Raw genomic sequence first — 18,942 nt, 5'->3', positions numbered from 1 at the left:
CCCTCAAGATAAGATATCCCATCTTCGGAGTAAGACCCCTTGAAGACTACAAGGTTGATAGGCTTCAGGTGTAAGTGCGGTAACGCACTCAGCTGAGAAGTACTAATAGGTCGAGGACTTATCCTTAGAGGTTTCTAAGAGATAAGCTTTAGAAGATACCTCTTTCTGTGTGAAATTCTGAAGGTACATACCTTTGAATATGGCCTGGTGGCTCAGCTGGTTAGAGCGCCGCCCTGTCACGGCGGAGGTCGTGGGTTCGAACCCCATCCGGGTCGCTGTATTCACAATAGAATACTTTTTATGAATGGGATCTTAGCTCAGCTGGGAGAGCATCTGCCTTACAAGCAGAGGGTCATAGGTTCGAGCCCTATAGGTCCCACTTAAATGAGGACGTTTAGCTCAGTTGGTTAGAGCAATCGGCTCATAACCGATCGGTCCTGGGTTCGAGTCCCCGAACGTCCACTCTTACTAATAATAAGAAACAATGAATATGGCCTGGTGGCTCAGCTGGTTAGAGCGCCGCCCTGTCACGGCGGAGGTCGTGGGTTCGAACCCCATCCGGGTCGCTGTATTCATAACAGAATACTTTTTAACAATGGGATCTTAGCTCAGCTGGGAGAGCATCTGCCTTACAAGCAGAGGGTCATAGGTTCGAGCCCTATAGGTCCCATTTTCTAAACCTTTTAATAAGGTGCAGAATGCCGGCGTGGCGGAACTGGCAGACGCACAGGACTTAAAATCCTGCGGGACTAATCTCCCGTACCGGTTCGATTCCGGTCGCCGGCATTAAATTAAAAGCCTGAAACCTAAGGAAAATCAAGGGGTTCAGGCTTTTTTCTTTACCTTAAAATATTAAGCAAAAATGGCATAAACATAAGATATTAAGGTAAAGTCCTTAAAAAAAATAAAAATATAACAAGAGAGGTTATGAGTATTGACCATTTGACGGGATAGTGCTAAGATACGAGCCATCAGGAACCAAAAGTTTTATCTGTTTTCCTTAACACCAAAACAGATAGCTGTATGGTTCTTTTTTTGTTTATACCGCGGAAAATGAAAATGTAATTCAGAAGATTTAGAACAGGACAAAGGAGTCTTTTCAAAAGTAGTTTGTGTGGAACATTTTAACACATACTGCCGGGGAAAGACTCCTTTTTTAGTGGATATTCAAAGTCAGGAGGAATGAGCTATGAAGAGTTATGATCTGATAATCAAAAATGCGCAGATACACACAATGGATGAGGACAGAAAAGTGTATGCGAAGGGAATCATAGGAATAGAGGGAGAGAAGATAACTCTGATAAAGGAAATGAATGAGCTGACACCGGAGGAGCTTCAGGAATGTGAGGGCGCCGGACGTGTGATAGATGCCGAGGGCAAGGTGGTATTTCCGGGATTTATAGATACACATATACATATATTCCAGTCTTTCCTGAAAGGTCTTGGAGCTGATCACAGATTGATAGATTGGTTGAATCTTTCAGCACTCCCATATGGACAGTACATGACACCACATCAGCATGAGCTGGCAGCACAGCTTGCATGTATGGAGGCAATAAAGAGTGGATGTACGACCATGAGTGAGTTCTTCTACACCAATCAGGATCCTGAACTGGCTCATTCCTGTATAGAGGGAATGGTATCAACGGGTATCCGTAGTGTATTTATCAGAACATTTCAGGATACCGGAGAGGAATACGGAATGCCGAAGTGCTTTCTTGAGCCTGCTGGCAAGGCCATGAAGGAAGTGGATGCTCTGAAGAAAGCATATAAAGAAAATGACATGCTTTCGATCTGGACCGGCCCGGATGTTACATGGTCGACCACGAAGGAAGGCTATCAGGAGATGCTTGAGTATTGTCTCAGCGAGAACGTGAGATATTCAATGCATATTAAGGAGACTGAGGTCGACAATGAGATGTGTGGAAGATATTACGGCAAGGATATAGTAGACTTGCTTGAGGAGATAGGTTTCCTAACAGACAAATTCCTGGCAGTCCACTGCGTAAACCTCACACCTCATGACATAGAGAGATTTGCAAAATATGGAGTGTCGATAAGCCACAATCCTGCACCTAACCTTTATCTTGGTTCAGGAATACCACCTATTCCTGAAAGCCTTGCTACAGGGGTAAATGTATCTATAGGAACGGATGGTGCGGCATCCAACAATAGTACGGACATGCTGGAGAGTATGAAGCTGGCAGCTCTCATACAGAAGGGAATACACAGAGATGCAGCGGTCATCAGTGCAGACGATATCATACACATGGCAACGGCAGGCGGTGCAAAGGCTATAGGAATGGCTGACAAGCTGGGAACATTGGAGTCTGGCAAGAATGCTGATGTTATAATATTTGACCCTAATCATCTGAAGTCGGCACCTATGCATGATGCAAAGGCGACGGTCGTATATGCGTCATCCGAGGAGAATATTGACACAACGATAGTAAATGGAAAGGTTGTATATCAGGGCGGAAAGTTCACATGTGGAATAGATGAGAGAAGCCTGATCGATGAGATAAACAGCGAGCTTGTGGTTCTGAAAAAGCAGATTGCAGATAAATAAGATGGATGAGGATAAACAAAGAGGACCATCAGACCATAATAAATATATTTGAAAAATCTGTATTGAAACAAATATAAGATAGGGAGGCGCATTCATATGGAAGATAAGAAGATAATAGAAAATGACAGCCAGTTAATAGTTGGCGTAAATGAAAAGATAAGCTGTGGCAAAGCGGCATTTCTCGGAATGCAGCACGTGTTGTCAATGGATCTGTATATCATGCCGCTGATACTTGGAGCGGCGATAGGACTTGTCGGAGGAGAGTTATCATTTTTCCTTCAGATGAGTTTCTTTGCATGTGGAATTGCAACTATATTGCAGGCGGGATTCTTCATGAAGTACCCTATCATACAGGGACCATCGTATGTACCGCTTGGAGCTATGTGTACGATAGGCGCGACCATGGGAGTCAGTGCAATGATAGGAAGTCTGATACCCGGAGCAATCATGATCGTATTGCTGGGTATATTTAAGGGCTTCTCGAAATTCGTTAGAAAGGCAATACCTCCATTTATCGGTGGTATCATCATACTTATAGTTGGAATATCGCTGACACCTACAGCGGCCAAGGGAATAGCAAGCTCAGATGGAAACTTAAGTGCAAATGTAGCATCAGGGCTTACTGCTGCAGGAGTGCTCATCGTATGTATGATACTCCAGTACAAGCTTAAGCATAACAGGATACTTCACATGGTATCCGTAATACTTGCACTGGTTGCTGGAACAGTGGTTGCAGCAGCGATGGGAGCTGCGGACTTTAGTTCAGTACACGATGCAGCATGGTTCAAGCTGCCTGAGTTTTTCCACTTTGGACTTCCAAAGTTTGAGATTAAGTCCTGTATACTCATGATGTTCATTTACCTTATCGTGCTCCTCGATACAACAGGAACATGGGTGACGATCAGCGCCATCACAGGTGAGGATCTCAGCGATAAGAGAATAGATCGTGCTACCATAGGTGAAGGTGTTGGATGTCTTGTTGGTTCACTGTTCGGCGGAACTCCAATGACAGGTTATTCTTCAAATGCCGGCGTGCTTGCCATCACAAAGGTTGGAAGCCGCATGGCTATCATTGCAGGTGGTATGATCCTCATGGTACTCGGTGTATGTCCAAAGCTTATGACCGTCATATCATGTATACCGACACCTGTCGTAAATGGTGTATTTGCGGTTGTATGTATCCTGCTCATATCAAATGGAATTAAGATCATACAGAGTGAGCCACTTGATGAGAGATCGTCACTTATCGTGGGAATCTCAGTCGTGGCAGCTGTGGCAACTATAGTCATTCCTACAGATGTGGTGAATGCAATGCCTCAGTTCCTGAACTACTTCATGTCATCAGGAACTGCAGTTGGTGCAACCATAGCGGTGGTGCTTCAGCTCTGTCTTCCCAGAAAGAAAAAGGCTGTAAAGGTCGCGCTTGAGGGATGAATTTGTAATTCTATATATAATTAGACATTTACGAGACGACTTTGGTCGTCTCGTTTTTATTTTATGCAGCGGGAAGATGAAGCCTGTATTGAACAGGATTTGATAATGATTGTGATAACTCGAAAACTAGCAAAGAATGTGACCGCAGTGTTCATTTTACACCACAGGGAGAATGTAAATGACAGAGGTAAATATCATAATATGGGTATGGTATATAGTAGAGTGACTGACGAGTGGTAATATTAGTGTCAATCATCGTGTATAAAAGGCATTATATGGGAGATAAAAGGAGCAATATGAAAGAAGATATAATAAGACAAATAACAGGCAAATATTCAGTGGCACATTTGTTCCTGACAGATGGTGATGCGGCGATAGAGGACTACGCGGTGGCGCAGATTCAGGCACTTTGCGATAATCCGGTGACGGAAGGCTGCAGGATCGCCGTTATGCCGGATGTGCATCCGGGCGTTGTCGGAACCATCGGTTACACCCAGACTGTTGGCAGGGCTATTATGCCAAGTGTGGTGGGACAGGATCTGGGATGCGGGATGCTGCTGGCAAATGTAAAGGGCAGGATAAAGGACTGGCAGAGACTTGACACCGTTATAAGAGACAAAGTCCCATCAGGGTATGATATAAGGACTGGAGTCCATCACATGGCGGAGACCATGGATCTTGAGGCACTTCATTGTTGCAGGCATATACAGGAGGATAAAGCTCTTAGAAGTATAGGCACCCTTGGTGGTGGCAACCACTTCATAGAGGTGGATGTGGATGATGAGGGACAGGCGTATCTGATAATTCATTCGGGAAGCAGACATCTTGGCAAGGAGGTGACTGATCACTATCTGGCTGAAGGACGTAGAAGACTTGCAGACAGAGGGATCGATGTACCATATGAACTTACATATCTGGATGGTGGGCTGATGCAGGAGTATCTTGATGATATTCAGATAGTTCAGGCATTTGCAGAGCTGAACAGGCGGGTCATATGTCAGGAGATCGTGCGGAATATGAAGTGGAAGATACTGGATGAATACAGCTGCATACACAATTACGTGGAGTCTGCGGAGACATCATACTGTGGTCTGCCGATCATCAGAAAGGGTGCAATATCTGCGGCTTCTGGAGAAAGAGTGATCATACCGGTCAACATGAGGGATGGTGTGATACTTGGAACCGGGCTTGGAAATGATGAGTGGAATCAGTCAGCACCACACGGCGCAGGCAGGATCATGAGCCGGGAAAATGTAAAGGAGTCATTTACCGTATCGCAGTTCAGGAAGGCGATGAAAGGGATCTACACCTCATGCGTGGGTGCGGACACTCTGGACGAGGCGCCATTTGCATACAGGGGATTAGATGACATACAGCAGGCCATCGGCGAGACGGTGAGGATAGATAAGGTGATACGTCCGGTATATAACTTCAAGGCGGGCAGGTAGTTTTGTGAACTACAGGTTCATTGATTTGACGATTATGGTTTGATATATTGGGTTCATAAGTTATTGAGGCCCTGAATACAGGATCATAAGAGGCTATGGTGGTGGTTCCTTCTTAATTGGGATGATAAATGTAAAAGCATACCGCCACCGGTTTCCTCATTAATAAGGAGAAAAGTTATGAATGAGATATTGCTCAGGCGTAAAAACAAAGTGATACTTGGCACTGGTACTGCAAGGGTGGCAAATGATCGCTACATAACGGCCATTATGAAGAACATCGAAGAACTTGGATATACATTTTCCAGGGAGGTATTTGACGTTCTCAGAACATACAGTGTCAACGAACTGTCAGATTTTTACTTTGAACTCAAAGCTACGCTTATGAAGCTGAAAGGTGCAAATGTTGTGTATATGCCTATGTATGCCGATTTCCCTAAGGGCGTTATGGATGCACATTTTTCTGAGTTGTATATAAATGCGATGGTGCATTACTGGTCGGATGGTATCCTGTATCCAAAGAATCACAGAAAGCGTGTAAATGACAGACTGCCACTTTTTGACGAGACGAAGGTCAAAGTTCTGCAGCTTGGAAGTGAGGCTGATGTGAGACAGATATTTGACAATATCTGTACGTCGAGAACATCCATATCAAGAACTGACAGGGAGGATATAGCATATTTATTCGAGACTGATAATATGAAGCTGCCTGATAACATACCACACAAGGAGAATGCTGCATACATCGCCGCGCTCTATCTGCAGAAGAAGCCTCTGGCAAATGTCAGTGAGCTCAGGAAGTATGTAAAGACTGCAACGGATGTGCTGAGACTTGTGACTGCCATGAGTGATGGTGATGTGAGTCTTGCGGAGAATACTAGATACAGAAGCTTTTCACGCAGACAGAGAAGGATGATCATGGAGCTTCTGTCTGGCTGTCCGAATATAGAGGAGGATATGCTCAGATATAAGGAGAGATGGATCAGAATTGGGGAGAGGATCCATCCTTCTGAGTTTGACTGCAGCAGATACACTCTGGAGTATGACAGGGCGATAAATGCATTTGACAAGCTGAGAAATAACAGAAAAATAGAGACATTTGCAGGAAAGATTGAGTTTGACCTTGCCTATGGTGAGTATGAAAGTGCGCTTGCCGAGCTGGTGAAGAGACCGGGTGAACTGGCAAGGAGACTGGATCAGCTGCTCAGAGAGACATATAAAGAGCCTGTTATAAGAAGCTTTGCGTCTGTGGCGGAGAAGGTGTCAACACCAGTACTGCTTCAGGTGAGAGAGCACTTTCTGCACAGATCTGAGCATGCAGATGTGAGAGTGTTCTTCCCAAAGGGGAGCCTTGCAAAGTGCCACAGCGAGCGAAACGATCTGCCAGATATAGATGAGAGGTACTGTCAGGAAGTTGTTCGGATCTGCGAAAATGCCCTTGTGAAGATCTATGGACAGAGGGAGCCTATGGGCAAGGTGTATCTGTCTGATGATTACAGGAATTATGTGGTTCCATTCAGCCAGAGAAGTGCCAGCAAGGCGTTTAAGACTATAGTCAGAGGCTCGAGACTCCCTATGGCTTCGCAGACAAATGCTGTGAGGGCATTTATATGGTGGACGAATATGGACAAATGTGATTTGGAGTCGTATGACGATGGAAGAGTCGACATAGACCTGTCGGCGGCTATATTTGACGAGAACTGGAACTACATGGAGCATGTGTCATATACCAATCTGAAATCTGAGAAGTATAAGGCATGTCATTCGGGGGACATTGTAAATGGCGGTCCTGTGGATGGTGATGGTGTCAGTGAGTTTCTTGATGTGGACGTAGATTCCGTTGTGAGATATGGTGCAAGATATGTGGTGTACCAGGTGTACAGTTATACAGGCCAGACTTATGCGGACATGCCTCACGCAATGTTTGGATGGATGGAGAGAGCTGATGTGAATTCGGGCGAGATATATGAGCCAAAGATGGTGGAGCAGAAGCTGGATCTAACGGCGGGCAGCATGGTGTGCATCCCTGTAATATTTGACTGTGTTAAGCGGGAGTTTATCTGGTGTGATATGAATATGTCGCTCAGTGGAGTACACATGAATACCGGTGGTAATAATCTGGAGAGCAATCTTTCAGGAGTCACAGCGGTATGCTATTCCATGGTTAATGTGAAGAAGCCGCATCTCTATGATCTTATCGCACTCAATGTCATGGGCAGAGGAGTGCTGGTGGACAACAGGGAGGACGCTGACATTGTGTTTGACACTGCGTTGTATCTGAATAATGACACAGTGGAGAATGAGCGTGATAAAATGGTGATAACCCCATACGACACGGAGCTGTTCATGAGTGAGTATCTGTAATTACATTTTTAGAGAACAGAATGAGCTGCGGCAAAATGGTTATTTTATCATGAGCTGCAGCTCAATTATGTACTCACTGTCATCGTTGGTCTCATAATCATCTATATGACACATTTCAACAGGGTCACTGGCAATCTCAAGCTGATGATCCTGTGCGTATGTATAGAGTTGTGGCAGCAGTTCCTTTGTCTTGGTCAGGGCGCCCTTGTATGTCATGGAGAGATATCTTCCTGCTTGAAGTACATAATTGCAATCGGCGTTCTCAAGGTATGGTGCGAAGAAGAATACGTTCTTTGTACGGTAATACTTGGACTTCGGATTGCTCCCGGGGATGTCAAGGGTATAGCAGTCGCAGGCACCTATTGTGTCAATCCTGGTGTTGTGGCTCTGCATGTATTTGACCACATAATAGGAGACATAATCATCAGGAAGATTGTCGTCAGTGACCATGACGCACTTCCGGTCTGGAAGCTCTTTTATCACAATAGTCTCAAATTCATCCTGTATATCCGGGCTGCAAAGGGATGTGATGGTGTCAAGGCGGTTTTGGATGCTGTCCCTTGTGGCTCTGTGCTTGGCAATCTCAGAGTCGACCACATCAAGCTCGGCTCTGAGCAGGGATGTCGTACTATCGACATTTCTGTCCTCGTCATATTCACGTATCTGGTCAGTAGAGAAACTGAGTCCCAGAAGTTCACGGATAAGTGCAAGACGGCGCACGTCATCTATGGTGTACATTCTGTAATTGTTCTCATCATTTCTCACAGGGTGCAGTATCCCAACCTTCTCATAATATCTGATAGAATCCACGCCGATATCAAACAGCTTAGACAATTCCCCAATCTTGAAAGTATCCTTTTTCTTCATAATATAATCTCCAATTCCTGATCTCATATAACTGTATCGTAACACACCACCTAATCAAATTCTATTTTCTATAAAAATACTTAATAAAATTAAGCTGACATATGGAGAAATCTTCACATCTTCCGAAATTTGCAAAAACAAATCAAGTGCATTGACTCTGGCATGATACAAGGGTTTACCATTTCACCAAGTTAATTGAACACACAAAAAGGAGGAATGGTTATGGATAGGATATTAACTCACCCGATACTGGGGGACACCCCGGAGGGCAGACTGGTGAATTTTACATATGATGGACAGACACTTCAGGGAATAGAGGGCGAGCCGATCGCGGCGGCGCTCAGAGTGGCGGGCGTCATGACACACAGATACACCAAGAAGAGACATGAGCCGCGGGGGGTGTTCTGTGCCATAGGGAGGTGTACGGACTGTGTCATGGTCGTAAATGGCAAGCCAAATATAAGAACGTGCATCACTCCTCTGGAAGAGGGAATGGACGTGAGAACGCAGTATGGTGCGTCGGCAGAGAAGGATTTTTAGGAGGTGACCGCTATGATAGAGAGATATGATCTGATAGTGATAGGTGCAGGTCCGGCAGGACTTTCAGCTGCGATAGAGGCTGCGAAGAACGGAATGAAGCCGATAGTATTTGATGAGAATGCAAAGCCGGGCGGTCAGCTCTTCAAGCAGATACACAAGTTCTTCGGTTCAAAGGAACACAAGGCGAAGATAAGAGGATTCAACATAGGTTACGAACTTCTTGAGGAGGCAAATAAACTGGGTGTGGATGTAAGGCTTAATGCAACAGTTGTGGGTCTCTATGACGAGAAAGAAGTGACAGTCAGGATTGGTGATGAGATAAAGCATTTCAAGGGCGACAGTGTGCTTGTGGCGACAGGAGCCAGTGAGAACATGGTTACCTTCAAAGGCTGGACACTTCCGGGAGTCATCGGCGCAGGTGCCGCCCAGACTATGATGAATCTTCATCACATAAAGCCGGGTAACAGGATATTGATGCTCGGTTCAGGAAATGTAGGACTTGTCGTCAGCTATCAGCTCATGCAGGCAGGGTGTGAGGTCGTGGCTTTAGTTGATGCAGCACCGAGGATTGGAGGATACGGAGTACACGCTGCGAAGATATCGAGATGTGGAGTTCCATTTTACCTGTCACATACGATCGTTGAAGCGAGTGGAACGGACAGGGTAACAGGAGTGACGATCGCACAGGTAGACAGCCATTTTAATTTCATAGAGGGAACCGAAAAGACATTTGACGTTGATACGATATGCGTTGCCGTTGGACTTTCACCTATGTCACAGCTTTTAAAGCAGGCGGGCGTAAAGATGAAGGATACTCCGGGGGGATACGTTCCTGAGTGTGACGAATGGGGCAGAACCTCAGTGCCGGGAATATTTGCAGCCGGCGATGTGTCCGGAATCGAGGAGGCAAGCTCAGCCATGATCGAGGGCAGGATAGCGGGATCTGTCATATCGCAGGATCTCGGGTTTATAGATAAATCAGAGATGGAAGCACGTGCATCGGAGCTTGAGGATGCACTTGGAAGCCTCCGTGAGGGAATGTTTGCACCGAAGAACAGGGGCAAGCTGATCGAGAAAACAGAGGAAGGCATAGATGTATCGATGAATCTGCTGGAGCACGGCTTTGTGGCAGATGACGAGATAGAGAGATATCCGGGAGTGACTCACAGGAAGGGAATACATCCGGTTATAGAGTGCACCCAGAACATCCCGTGCAACCCGTGCCAGGATGCGTGTCCAAAGGGGTGCATAAGCATAGGGGCAAATATAACCTCTCTTCCGACAGTGACGGAAAATCCATGTATAGGATGTGGCATGTGCGTTGCAAGCTGTTCAGGACAGGCCATATTCCTGGTGGACGAGGACACCGGGGATGGCTATGGAACGGTGACATTACCATATGAGTTCCTGCCTATTCCAGAGAAAGGAACAAAGGGCGTGGCACTTGGCCGTGATGGCCATGAGGTGTGCGAGGCGGAGGTCGTAAGTGTCAGAAGCGCAAAAGCATTTGACCATACCAATCTGCTGACCATGAAAGTGCCGAAGAACATGGTGATGAAGGCAAGATTTTTCAAGGAGGTGCGGTTATGATAGATATCAGAGAAAAACTTGACGCCATAGGACCTTATGTTCCGGCACCGGATGACGACATGCTGGTGTGCAGGTGTGAGGAGGTCACAAAGGGCGAGATAAGGCAGGCAGTCCATGCGGGAATGCTGACGATAGAAGAGATAAGAAGATTCCTCCGGTGTGGGATGGGATTGTGTCAGGGACAGACTTGTGGCAAGCTGGTGAAGGGCATTGTGGCAAGGGAACTTCATGTGTCACCTCTTGACATAGAGCCTGCCACGTCAAGGGCACCTATGAGACCTACAGAGATGCGGATACTTGCGAGAGATGGAGGTGAGGCTCATGAGTAAACATACAGCAGAGGTTATAATCATCGGCGGCGGTGTAAATGGATGTGCTGCGGCATACTATCTGGCAAAAGCAGGAATGAAGGATGTAATAGTGCTAGAGGGTAGTCCGAGCATAGGACACGGAGGCTCCTCGCGAAACGGAGGCGGAGTCAGACAGTCGGGAAGAGATGTCAGGGAGCTGCCATACGCTATGTATGCAGTGCAGAATATGTGGCCGACACTTTCCGAGGAGCTTGGAGTTGACGTGGAATACTATCAGAAGGGCAACCTTAGACTTGGCAAGACTGATGCCCATATGGAAAAGCTCAGGGATCTTGCGGCAAATGCTAACTCTCTCGGACTTGATATGAAGATCATAGATGGCAAAGAGGTGAAGGAGATATGCCCATACCTCTCTGACGAGATAATCGGCGCCAGCTGGTGTCCTACAGATGGACATGCAAATCCTATGCTGACGACTCTGGCGTACTACAAGAGGGCAACGGAGCTTGGGGTAAATTTCTTTACTGACGCAAAGGTTGTTGCACTTGAGAAAGTAAAGGGAAAACTCAGAAAGGTCATATTGGAATCAGGTGAGGTGTTCGAGGCGGACAAGGTTATCCTGGCTGCCGGATATGAGAGCAGATTCATCGCAAGGACAGTTGGAATAGATGTGCCGATGACAAAGTATTTTGAGGAGGCATTGGTTACGGAGGTGCAGCCGCACATGTTCGACATCATGCTTGGTGTTGCATCCGCTGACTTTTACGGACATCAGTCACAGCACGGATCATTTGTATTTGGCTCAGATTCGGGACTTGAGGAGACAACGGATATGGGACTTGATGAGCTCAGGACTTCACCGCTTACCGTATCTGCCGGATGCAGGGCGATCATGGGATACATACCGATGCTGGCTGATGCCAAGATCGTAAGGACCTGGGGCGGATGGCTTGATCTCTGCTATGATGGTGTTCCAGTCATAAGCGAGGTCGACGAGGTGCCGGGACTTATACTGGCATGTGGATTTACAGGGCATGGATTTGGAACGGCACCGGCTGTTGGACTGATGCTCTCACAGATGGTGCTCGGCGAGAAGACTGTGGTGGATATATCATCTCTACGGTATGACAGATTCAAGGCTGTCAGGTAGACAGCATATGGATCAAAGGCGTATATTATTGATGAAGCAATTCTGTTGAGCAATATAATAGGTACTCCACAGAGCAAAAGTATCAATAATAACAATAAGCTAAAGGAGAGATATAACATGGAGAATTTTTTTTATAATATTCCGACAAAGGTATCATTTGGCAAGGGCGCCATTGATGATCTGCCAGGGTACATCAGCGAATACGGAGACAGTGTTCTGCTGGTGTACGGAGGCGGAAGTATAAAGAGGACAGGGCTGTACGACAGGATAATCGAGTTACTTGACTGTAGTCACATTTCCCACATTGAGCTTTCTGGTGTGGAACCCAACCCGAGACTCACAACGGTGAAGAAAGGTGTGCAGATGTGTCTGGATCATGATGTGAAGGTGATACTTCCTGTGGGAGGCGGCAGTACAATAGACTGTTCCAAAGCTATAGCAGCCGGAGCGTGCTATGACGGTGATCCATGGGATCTGGTCGGACACCCGGAGAAGATAGAGAATGCTATGCCGATCATAGCTGTCGCGACTATGGCTGCGACGGGTTCTGAGATGGATCCATTTGCAGTTATCACAAATGAGGAGACAAAGCAGAAGAAGGATATCGCATCCGATCTGCTCTATCCTGCTTATGCGATACTTGACCCTGAGTATACATTTTCCGTTCCTGCATACCAGACGGCAGCAGGTGTGGCGGATATCATGAACCATATATTTGAGGTTTATTTTGCAGATAACGGAGACACATACATGCAGGACCGCATGATGGAGGCTCTTCTTAAAACCCTTATAAAGTACGGTCCGGTGGCAGTCTCAGAGCCGGACAACTATGACGCCAGAGCAAATATCCTCTGGGCATCTGAGTGGGCGATAAACGGATTCATAGCGTGTGGCAAGGATGGCCCATGGCCGGCGCACTCCATAGAGCATCAGCTGAGTGCTTACTATGATATAACACATGGACACGGACTTGCGATCATCACGCCGGTTCTGATGGATTACATTCTTAACGAGAAGAGCCTTCCGGTTCTGGTAAATTACGGAGTGAATGTGTGGGATATAGACAGGACAAAGGATCCTTATGATATAGCCCGAGAAGCAATATCAAAGACACAGAAGTTATATGAGGATATGGGTCTGACCTCGGATCTCGGCGAGCTGGGCGTGCCTTATGAGAAGGACTTTGACGAGATGGCTGAGAAGGCGGCATCAGAGGACCTTGAGCATTGCAGGGTGCCTCTGACGAAGTCTGATGTAGTGGAGATTTATAGAAGATGCTTTAAAAACGTAAAGTAACAACATCGCAAAATGCATGATTTGATATATATACAGTTGGACTGTGGTAATGGCTAACAAAGATCAGATATTTTGTGGATGACAGGAATTACAGCAGGAGGTGGCAGTATGGACAGCAAGGTTGAATTCTTATTTCTGAATGAAGAGGACATGATAAAGGCGGGCGTACTAGATGCGGACAGAGCTGTAGATACCATAGGAGAGGTCATAACACTCCTCAGCGAGGGAGACTATCTCATGGGCGGCAGAGCGCATAACGACCACGGTGTACAGCTCATATTCCCGGAGAAGTCGGACATTCCGAATTTTCCTCTGGCGGACTCGGCGGACAGGAGATTCATGGCGATGCCGGCATATCTTGGAGGAAGATTTCATATGTGCGGTGAGAAGTGGTATGGCTCAAATGGCAGAAATTCGCACAAGGGACTGCCGAGATCCATACTCATGGCGACACTGAATGACGTGGAGACAGGACAGCCGCTTGCGTACATGTCAGCCAATCTCCTGAGTGCCATGAGAACCGGAGCGATGCCCGGGCTTACTGCCATGTATCTTGCAAGAAAGGATAGCAGGGTACTGACTACCCTTGGCGCAGGAGTCATAGGAAGGACAAGCCTCATGGCTATCATGGCAAAGTTCCCGGACCTGGAGGAGCTGAAGATCAAGGGCAGCTCAAAGACTTCGCACACCGCCCATGAACTGGCGGATTACGCCAGGGAGAACTATAAGAGTCTCAAGGAGATAATCATCTGCGATACTCTGGAGGAGGCCGTGAGGGATGCAGATATCATAGCGGAGGCGGTATCTGTTGAACCGAGAAAATGGCCTGTCATAGATCCGGCATGGGTGAAGCCTGGATGCACGATCATATCATCTGGAACCATGGATATGGATCTGGAGTTTGTCAGGGACCACGTGACGAAGGTTGTAGACAACATACAGATGTATGAGGAATATGTAAATGTGTATCAGGAGTGGGACGAGGATGGCAACAGGATATCACTTGGAACACCAGGAATACACTTTGTAAATATGGTGACGGATGGCTGGATAGAGAAGAGTGAGATCAGACATCTGGGAAACATAATGCGTGGCCTCGAGCCGGGACGAACGAGTGATGACGAGATCTTTCTCGTGAGCCTTGGCGGCATGCCGATCCTTGATGTAGGCTGGGGCTATGAGTGCTACCAGAGAGCTCTGAGGGAAGGCATCGGAACAAAGCTTAAGCTGTGGGATGCGCCATATATGAGATAAAGAAGAAAACAGCAGCCGGATATGTAAATATCCTGGCTGCTGTCATGTTATCTGGTCTGAAGCTTAGCTAATTCTGCCTTGAGACGTTCAATCTCAGCATCCTTGTCGGCGATTTCAGCGTTCTTGTCGGCAATCTCAGCAAGCTTATCAGCCATTTTTACATCCATGTCCTTGATGGTATTTTCCATAGCTTCCATCTTAAGAATCAGTGCATCGGATTCGAGTTCTAAAGACTGATCAATCATATTCCAGACCTCCTCTGTCTCAGTATAAGCATCATACAGATAGGTATATAACTTTTTCGTCAGCGATATCAACTGATGTGCATCAGAAGGCGTGATATTACCTAACTGCTGATTGATTTCTATACTTTGAAGTATATCAGTCTCAACTAGATTTTTCAACGAATTGATAGTGGTTTTATCTGGACCGTTTTTTCTGTTCATAAGTTTTCTCAACTTGAGGAGATGAAAAGGAATAAGGATTATCATCTTGCGGTCGTTGAGTTCCTGGGCACTCAACTGAGCCAGCTTTACGGTTGGTACAGAGTAAATATATGGGGAGTTGTTCTGAAAATCAAGTTTAAGCTGTAGTTCATCAGGAACAGACGATGATACATCACCAAGATAAATGATTCGTGGTTCGGGAAAGTGTAAGGTGTAAACAGGTTTGTTGTCAAATTCTGTCGTATGTATTTCCTTGTTTACATCAGCATAGCCGTAGCCATAGGAGAATACCCTGAAAACTATTTCGTTATCTTCTGTGATCTGTGCTTCCATGTGGTAGGCATATTTGTCATTGAGAATGAGTATTGAATCCGCAAGTGTGGTTTTTAGAGTTCCATCAGCCTGGTGTTCAGTCCAGTGATAGGTTATGGTGGTAGTGGACGGATTGTGATCCGTGCCAAAAAGACCGTTTATCATGTTGGTTACAGCTTTGGATGATAAAGTCAGCATTTTCTTAAATGCATGGTCGAATATCTGGTCAGCAGATTTCTTAGTGGTGTAGGTATCACCACGGTAATTTCCCTGTTTTGTATTTTTCAAATAGAGTCCTCCAATAAAATTTGTATTCCAGCTGGTAGGCATACATTAAATCAATCTTCAGATAAAGTCAATAAAATGGCAAACATTCCTCAATAAAGCGAATTTTGGGGCTTTTTTAGGGGTCATTCTCCAAATTGTATAGTAATTTACAGATTTAAACATCGATTTTTGATGGCATCGAAACGAAAAGCTTTCGACTGTAATATGACCAGCCGAAAGCTTTTTAATGAAAAATGTTAGTGTAAGTTAATCAGATTGTTTTATTCTGAAAGTTACTCTCTGTACCTTGCCGTTCTTGGACCAGATGATGAGCTTGTGTGTTCCCTTCTTAAGAACAGCCTTGCCCGGTTTTACAGCCTTACCGTCCAGCTTCATTTTCGCAAGACTCTTAGGATTAGATACTGTAAGTTTCTTGCCAGGTTTGTAAGTCTTGCCATTTACGACGGACTTGCTTCTGGCGGTTTTGTTCACCTTGGTTGTGGAAGCGCAGAGCCTTGTTGCCTTGTCTGCATCTTTGATGATCCATGATACGGTTTTACCGTCTTTGGATACTGTGCCGTTTGTGAAGTTGACCTTGGACTTGAAGGTTATCTTCATATTTAAGTAGAAGGATGATAAATCCATAGCTTCGTCAGATAATCAGGATGTTGATACAGTTAAGGCAGAAGGGTTAAAAGTGGCAAAGAAATAATTTTTGCTTATGCATACGTTTGAAAATCCAGAGGTACTATTAAGATTGTCTTCGATATCTTTAAAACTTGAGTTTTTTATAGTTGAGATAAACATATGATAAATAGTACCATTTATTCTCTTTTTGGAGTATTTAAGTCCAGATTTTTTTGCATCTTTTATTATAGCTTGTTTTGTTGTGTTAGATAAGCGTGCCATAGATTCAATCATTTCATCATCAAACCCAATAGAAACAGTACAGCTCGCCTTTGTAGCAGATGAGATCTTCACGCTTGTGGTTGTGGCTACTCCACATCCCGTCAGGGCAAATCCGAATACGAAGATGCACATGGTGAGCAGCAGATGTTTTAAATGCTTGTTCATAATAATTGTAACCTCCCTTTTCAAAAACGTTATATAACTCCATACATTTCAAATATATTGTGGCAGACAGAAAAATGTCAATAGCAGAAAAGGAAAAATCAACCAATATTCCATACTTTTGTAACAGAAAAATCACAAAGCTAAATTTATGATTACAGTAGAACATCTTACGAAATGCTATGGAGATTTCATAGCGGTGAGAGACCTGTCATGGCAAAGAGGACAGAGATGCATCAGCAGCGAAGCCCAAGATGAGACATTTGCACTTAATAAAATAAAGTGATGGACCGGTACGGTTGCCAAAATAAACCGTATACTCTGAATAAAATAAACAATTAAAGAATTGGCAAAAAACATTGACCTTGGTATTATACCAGACTCTACAATGAGTGAAAATTAAAAGCAAGAACACATGGAAGAGAGCAAAGGAGCTCATAGGAATATGACTCCGCTGCTCTCTTTTTTATTTGTAAGGAGGAATGGATATGAAGAAGATAGAACTTATCATCAGACCGGAGAAGCTTGAACCACTCAAGAAGATACTCAGCAAGAATGAATACAGCGGACTCACCGTCATGTCGGCCATGGGCTGCGGACACCAGAAGGGCTACAGCGAAGAATTCAAGAAGCTTGGGATGGAGATCAATCTCCTGCCAAAGCTCTACGTCATGACCGTGATACTTGACGAGGATCTGGATGACATACTCACAGAGATATGTGAGAAACTCTCCACCGGTCAGGTTGGAGATGGAAAGATATTTATAACAAATGTTGACGATGTCATGAGGATAAGGACAGGAGAACACGGAGAATCAATACTTTGATTACTACTTTAGAAAAGAGTGAGGTGAGTTGCTGATGGAAGAGAGAAAAGCAATAGTACAGCTTAAAAACATAACAAAGTCATTTGGCGACAATCAGGTGCTGAAGCCCATCAGCCTTGACATATACGAGGGAGAGTTCCTGACATTGCTTGGTTCATCAGGCTGTGGCAAGACGACCACACTTCGTATCATTGCAGGTTTTGAAACACCCACGGAGGGAAATGTATACATAGAAGATAAGGATGTCACAGAGCTGGCGCCGTACAACAGGGATGTTAACACGGTGTTTCAGAGTTACGCTCTTTTCCCTCACATGACAGTCTTTGACAACATAGCATTTGGCCTTGTTGAGAAGAAGATGGACAAGAAGGAGATAAAGAAAAAGGTTCTGGAAATGCTGGATCTGGTACAGCTCCATGGATTTGAGAAGAGAAAGCCATCGCAGATGTCAGGTGGACAGAAACAGAGAGTTGCAATTGCCAGGGCACTGGTAAACTCACCGAAGGTACTGCTTCTTGATGAGCCACTCGGAGCACTTGATCTGAAACTCAGAAAGCAGATGCAGGTGGAGCTCAAGAGGCTGCAGAAGAAGCTGGGAATCACATTTGTGTATGTAACCCATGATCAGGAGGAGGCGCTTACCATGAGCGACAGGATAGCTGTCATGCATCAGGGACACTTCGAGCAGATCGGTACGGCAAAAGAGATATACGAGAATCCACAGACCAAATTTGTTGCAAGCTTCATAGGAGAGTCCAATATATTTGAGGCAAATGTGGACACCATAGAAGGCACTGATCTTGGGCTTACGATGGAGAATGGAAAGGTCAGAGCGAAGGGCGAGGGATTTGTTAAGGAAGAGATCGTGTACATATCGGTACGTCCCGAAAATACGCATCTGTCAGACAAGCCGGTGGATGGATTTACACTGAAAGGAATCGTCAAGGATCAGATCTATGTTGGTTCGGTCCTTAAGACTATAGTGGAACTGCCAAATGGCAAGGAAGTCAAGGTCAACAATCATCCTGATGCCACGGTATATCCTGATGGCACGGCAGTGTCAGTGTACTGGGAGCCGGACAAGGCGGTTGTCATACACACCAAGGAGAATAAGATGTACGACGCCATAGAGGATGCAGTTCTTAAATAAGAAATATCTGCGTGTAATGATAACCGGATTTAGTTTCGGCTATGCAAGG

Annotated in this window: 16 protein-coding genes, 6 tRNA genes and 1 rRNA gene; 19 read left to right on the top strand and 4 right to left on the bottom strand. The window is 45.4% G+C overall.

Annotation, left to right across the window (positions count from 1 at the left end; translation table 11 throughout):
- The 11 genes from GT575_RS14430 to GT575_RS14380 all read left to right on the top strand — a co-directional run.
- Positions 1–126 (top strand): 23S ribosomal RNA (locus GT575_RS14430); the annotation flags it as partial.
- A gap of 75 nt (positions 127–201) precedes the next feature.
- Positions 202–275, top strand: a tRNA-Asp gene (locus tag GT575_RS14425).
- A 31-nt stretch (positions 276–306) separates the two neighbouring features.
- Positions 307–379 (top strand) — tRNA-Val (locus GT575_RS14420).
- A 9-nt stretch (positions 380–388) separates the two neighbouring features.
- A tRNA-Ile gene (locus GT575_RS14415) sits at positions 389–462 on the top strand.
- Between the two features lie 30 nt (positions 463–492).
- Positions 493–566 (top strand) — tRNA-Asp (locus tag GT575_RS14410).
- A 31-nt stretch (positions 567–597) separates the two neighbouring features.
- Positions 598–670: transfer RNA gene (locus GT575_RS14405), tRNA-Val, on the top strand.
- A 30-nt stretch (positions 671–700) separates the two neighbouring features.
- Positions 701–786 (top strand) — tRNA-Leu (locus GT575_RS14400).
- 403 nt (positions 787–1,189) lie between these two features.
- Positions 1,190–2,569, top strand: coding sequence for an amidohydrolase family protein (locus GT575_RS14395; protein WP_161172280.1), 1,380 nt, complete (start codon positions 1,190–1,192; stop codon positions 2,567–2,569).
- Between the two features lie 96 nt (positions 2,570–2,665).
- Positions 2,666–4,003, top strand: a complete 1,338-nt coding sequence (locus GT575_RS14390; RefSeq protein WP_055224621.1) for a uracil-xanthine permease family protein — start codon at positions 2,666–2,668, stop codon at positions 4,001–4,003.
- A gap of 296 nt (positions 4,004–4,299) precedes the next feature.
- Complete coding sequence (locus GT575_RS14385; RefSeq protein ID WP_161172279.1) at positions 4,300–5,451, top strand: RtcB family protein; 1,152 nt, start codon at positions 4,300–4,302, stop codon at positions 5,449–5,451.
- 177 nt (positions 5,452–5,628) lie between these two features.
- On the top strand, positions 5,629–7,812 hold the full coding sequence (locus GT575_RS14380; RefSeq protein WP_161172278.1) for a TerD family protein: 2,184 nt from the start codon (positions 5,629–5,631) through the stop codon (positions 7,810–7,812).
- A 39-nt stretch (positions 7,813–7,851) separates the two neighbouring features.
- On the opposite strand, the gene GT575_RS14375 is transcribed toward GT575_RS14380, so the two are convergent.
- Positions 7,852–8,679 carry a MerR family transcriptional regulator gene (locus tag GT575_RS14375; RefSeq protein WP_161172277.1) on the bottom strand — a complete coding sequence of 276 codons (828 nt, stop codon included), beginning with the start codon at positions 8,677–8,679 and terminating at the stop codon, positions 7,852–7,854.
- 222 nt (positions 8,680–8,901) lie between these two features.
- Here GT575_RS14375 and GT575_RS14370 point away from each other — a divergent pair, with 222 nt between their 5' ends.
- From GT575_RS14370 to GT575_RS14345, 6 genes are all read left to right on the top strand, one after another.
- Positions 8,902–9,219, top strand: a complete 318-nt coding sequence (locus GT575_RS14370) for a (2Fe-2S)-binding protein (RefSeq protein ID WP_044997770.1) — start codon at positions 8,902–8,904, stop codon at positions 9,217–9,219.
- Positions 9,220–9,231: 12 nt separating this feature from the next.
- Positions 9,232–10,809 (top strand): FAD-dependent oxidoreductase, encoded by a 1,578-nt coding sequence (locus GT575_RS14365; RefSeq protein WP_192935000.1) that lies wholly within the window; start codon positions 9,232–9,234, stop codon positions 10,807–10,809.
- A complete protein-coding gene (locus GT575_RS14360; protein ID WP_015533496.1) occupies positions 10,806–11,138 on the top strand; it encodes a (2Fe-2S)-binding protein in 333 nt (110 codons plus the stop codon). Before GT575_RS14365 ends, GT575_RS14360 begins: the two co-directional genes overlap by 4 nt.
- Positions 11,131–12,270, top strand: coding sequence for an NAD(P)/FAD-dependent oxidoreductase (locus tag GT575_RS14355; RefSeq protein ID WP_161172276.1), 1,140 nt, complete (start codon positions 11,131–11,133; stop codon positions 12,268–12,270). The genes GT575_RS14360 and GT575_RS14355 overlap by 8 nt, the downstream gene beginning before the upstream one ends.
- 117 nt (positions 12,271–12,387) lie before the next feature.
- Positions 12,388–13,566 carry an iron-containing alcohol dehydrogenase gene (locus GT575_RS14350; RefSeq protein WP_161172275.1) on the top strand — a complete coding sequence of 393 codons (1,179 nt, stop codon included), beginning with the start codon at positions 12,388–12,390 and terminating at the stop codon, positions 13,564–13,566.
- A gap of 108 nt (positions 13,567–13,674) precedes the next feature.
- Positions 13,675–14,820 (top strand): tyramine oxidase subunit B, encoded by a 1,146-nt coding sequence (locus tag GT575_RS14345; RefSeq protein WP_161172274.1) that lies wholly within the window; start codon positions 13,675–13,677, stop codon positions 14,818–14,820.
- 47 nt (positions 14,821–14,867) lie between these two features.
- Here GT575_RS14345 and GT575_RS14340 read toward each other — a convergent pair whose 3' ends face one another.
- The 3 genes from GT575_RS14340 to GT575_RS14330 form a co-directional block, all read right to left on the bottom strand.
- Positions 14,868–15,866 (bottom strand): coiled-coil domain-containing protein, encoded by a 999-nt coding sequence (locus GT575_RS14340; RefSeq protein ID WP_161172273.1) that lies wholly within the window; start codon positions 15,864–15,866, stop codon positions 14,868–14,870.
- Positions 15,867–16,112: 246 nt separating this feature from the next.
- Positions 16,113–16,490, bottom strand: a complete 378-nt coding sequence (locus tag GT575_RS14335) for a hypothetical protein (protein WP_161172272.1) — start codon at positions 16,488–16,490, stop codon at positions 16,113–16,115.
- A gap of 15 nt (positions 16,491–16,505) precedes the next feature.
- Complete coding sequence (locus tag GT575_RS14330; RefSeq protein WP_161172271.1) at positions 16,506–16,919, bottom strand: hypothetical protein; 414 nt, start codon at positions 16,917–16,919, stop codon at positions 16,506–16,508.
- Positions 16,920–17,404: 485 nt separating this feature from the next.
- Between GT575_RS14330 and GT575_RS14325 the strand changes: the two genes are divergently transcribed.
- On the top strand, positions 17,405–17,743 hold the full coding sequence (locus tag GT575_RS14325) for a P-II family nitrogen regulator (protein ID WP_015533492.1): 339 nt from the start codon (positions 17,405–17,407) through the stop codon (positions 17,741–17,743).
- Between the two features lie 34 nt (positions 17,744–17,777).
- Positions 17,778–18,893: an ABC transporter ATP-binding protein gene (locus GT575_RS14320; RefSeq protein ID WP_161172270.1), complete on the top strand. Its 1,116-nt coding sequence runs from the start codon at positions 17,778–17,780 to the stop codon at positions 18,891–18,893.
- The last annotated feature ends 49 nt before the right edge of the window (positions 18,894–18,942 follow it).

It is taken from the genome of Coprococcus sp. BIOML-A2, from assembly GCF_009875795.1.
In the GTDB taxonomy this organism is placed as follows: Bacteria; Bacillota; Clostridia; order Lachnospirales; family Lachnospiraceae; genus Coprococcus; species Coprococcus aceti.
Note: the sequence above shows the minus strand (reverse complement) of the source record. Positions and strands in the feature narration are given on the sequence as shown.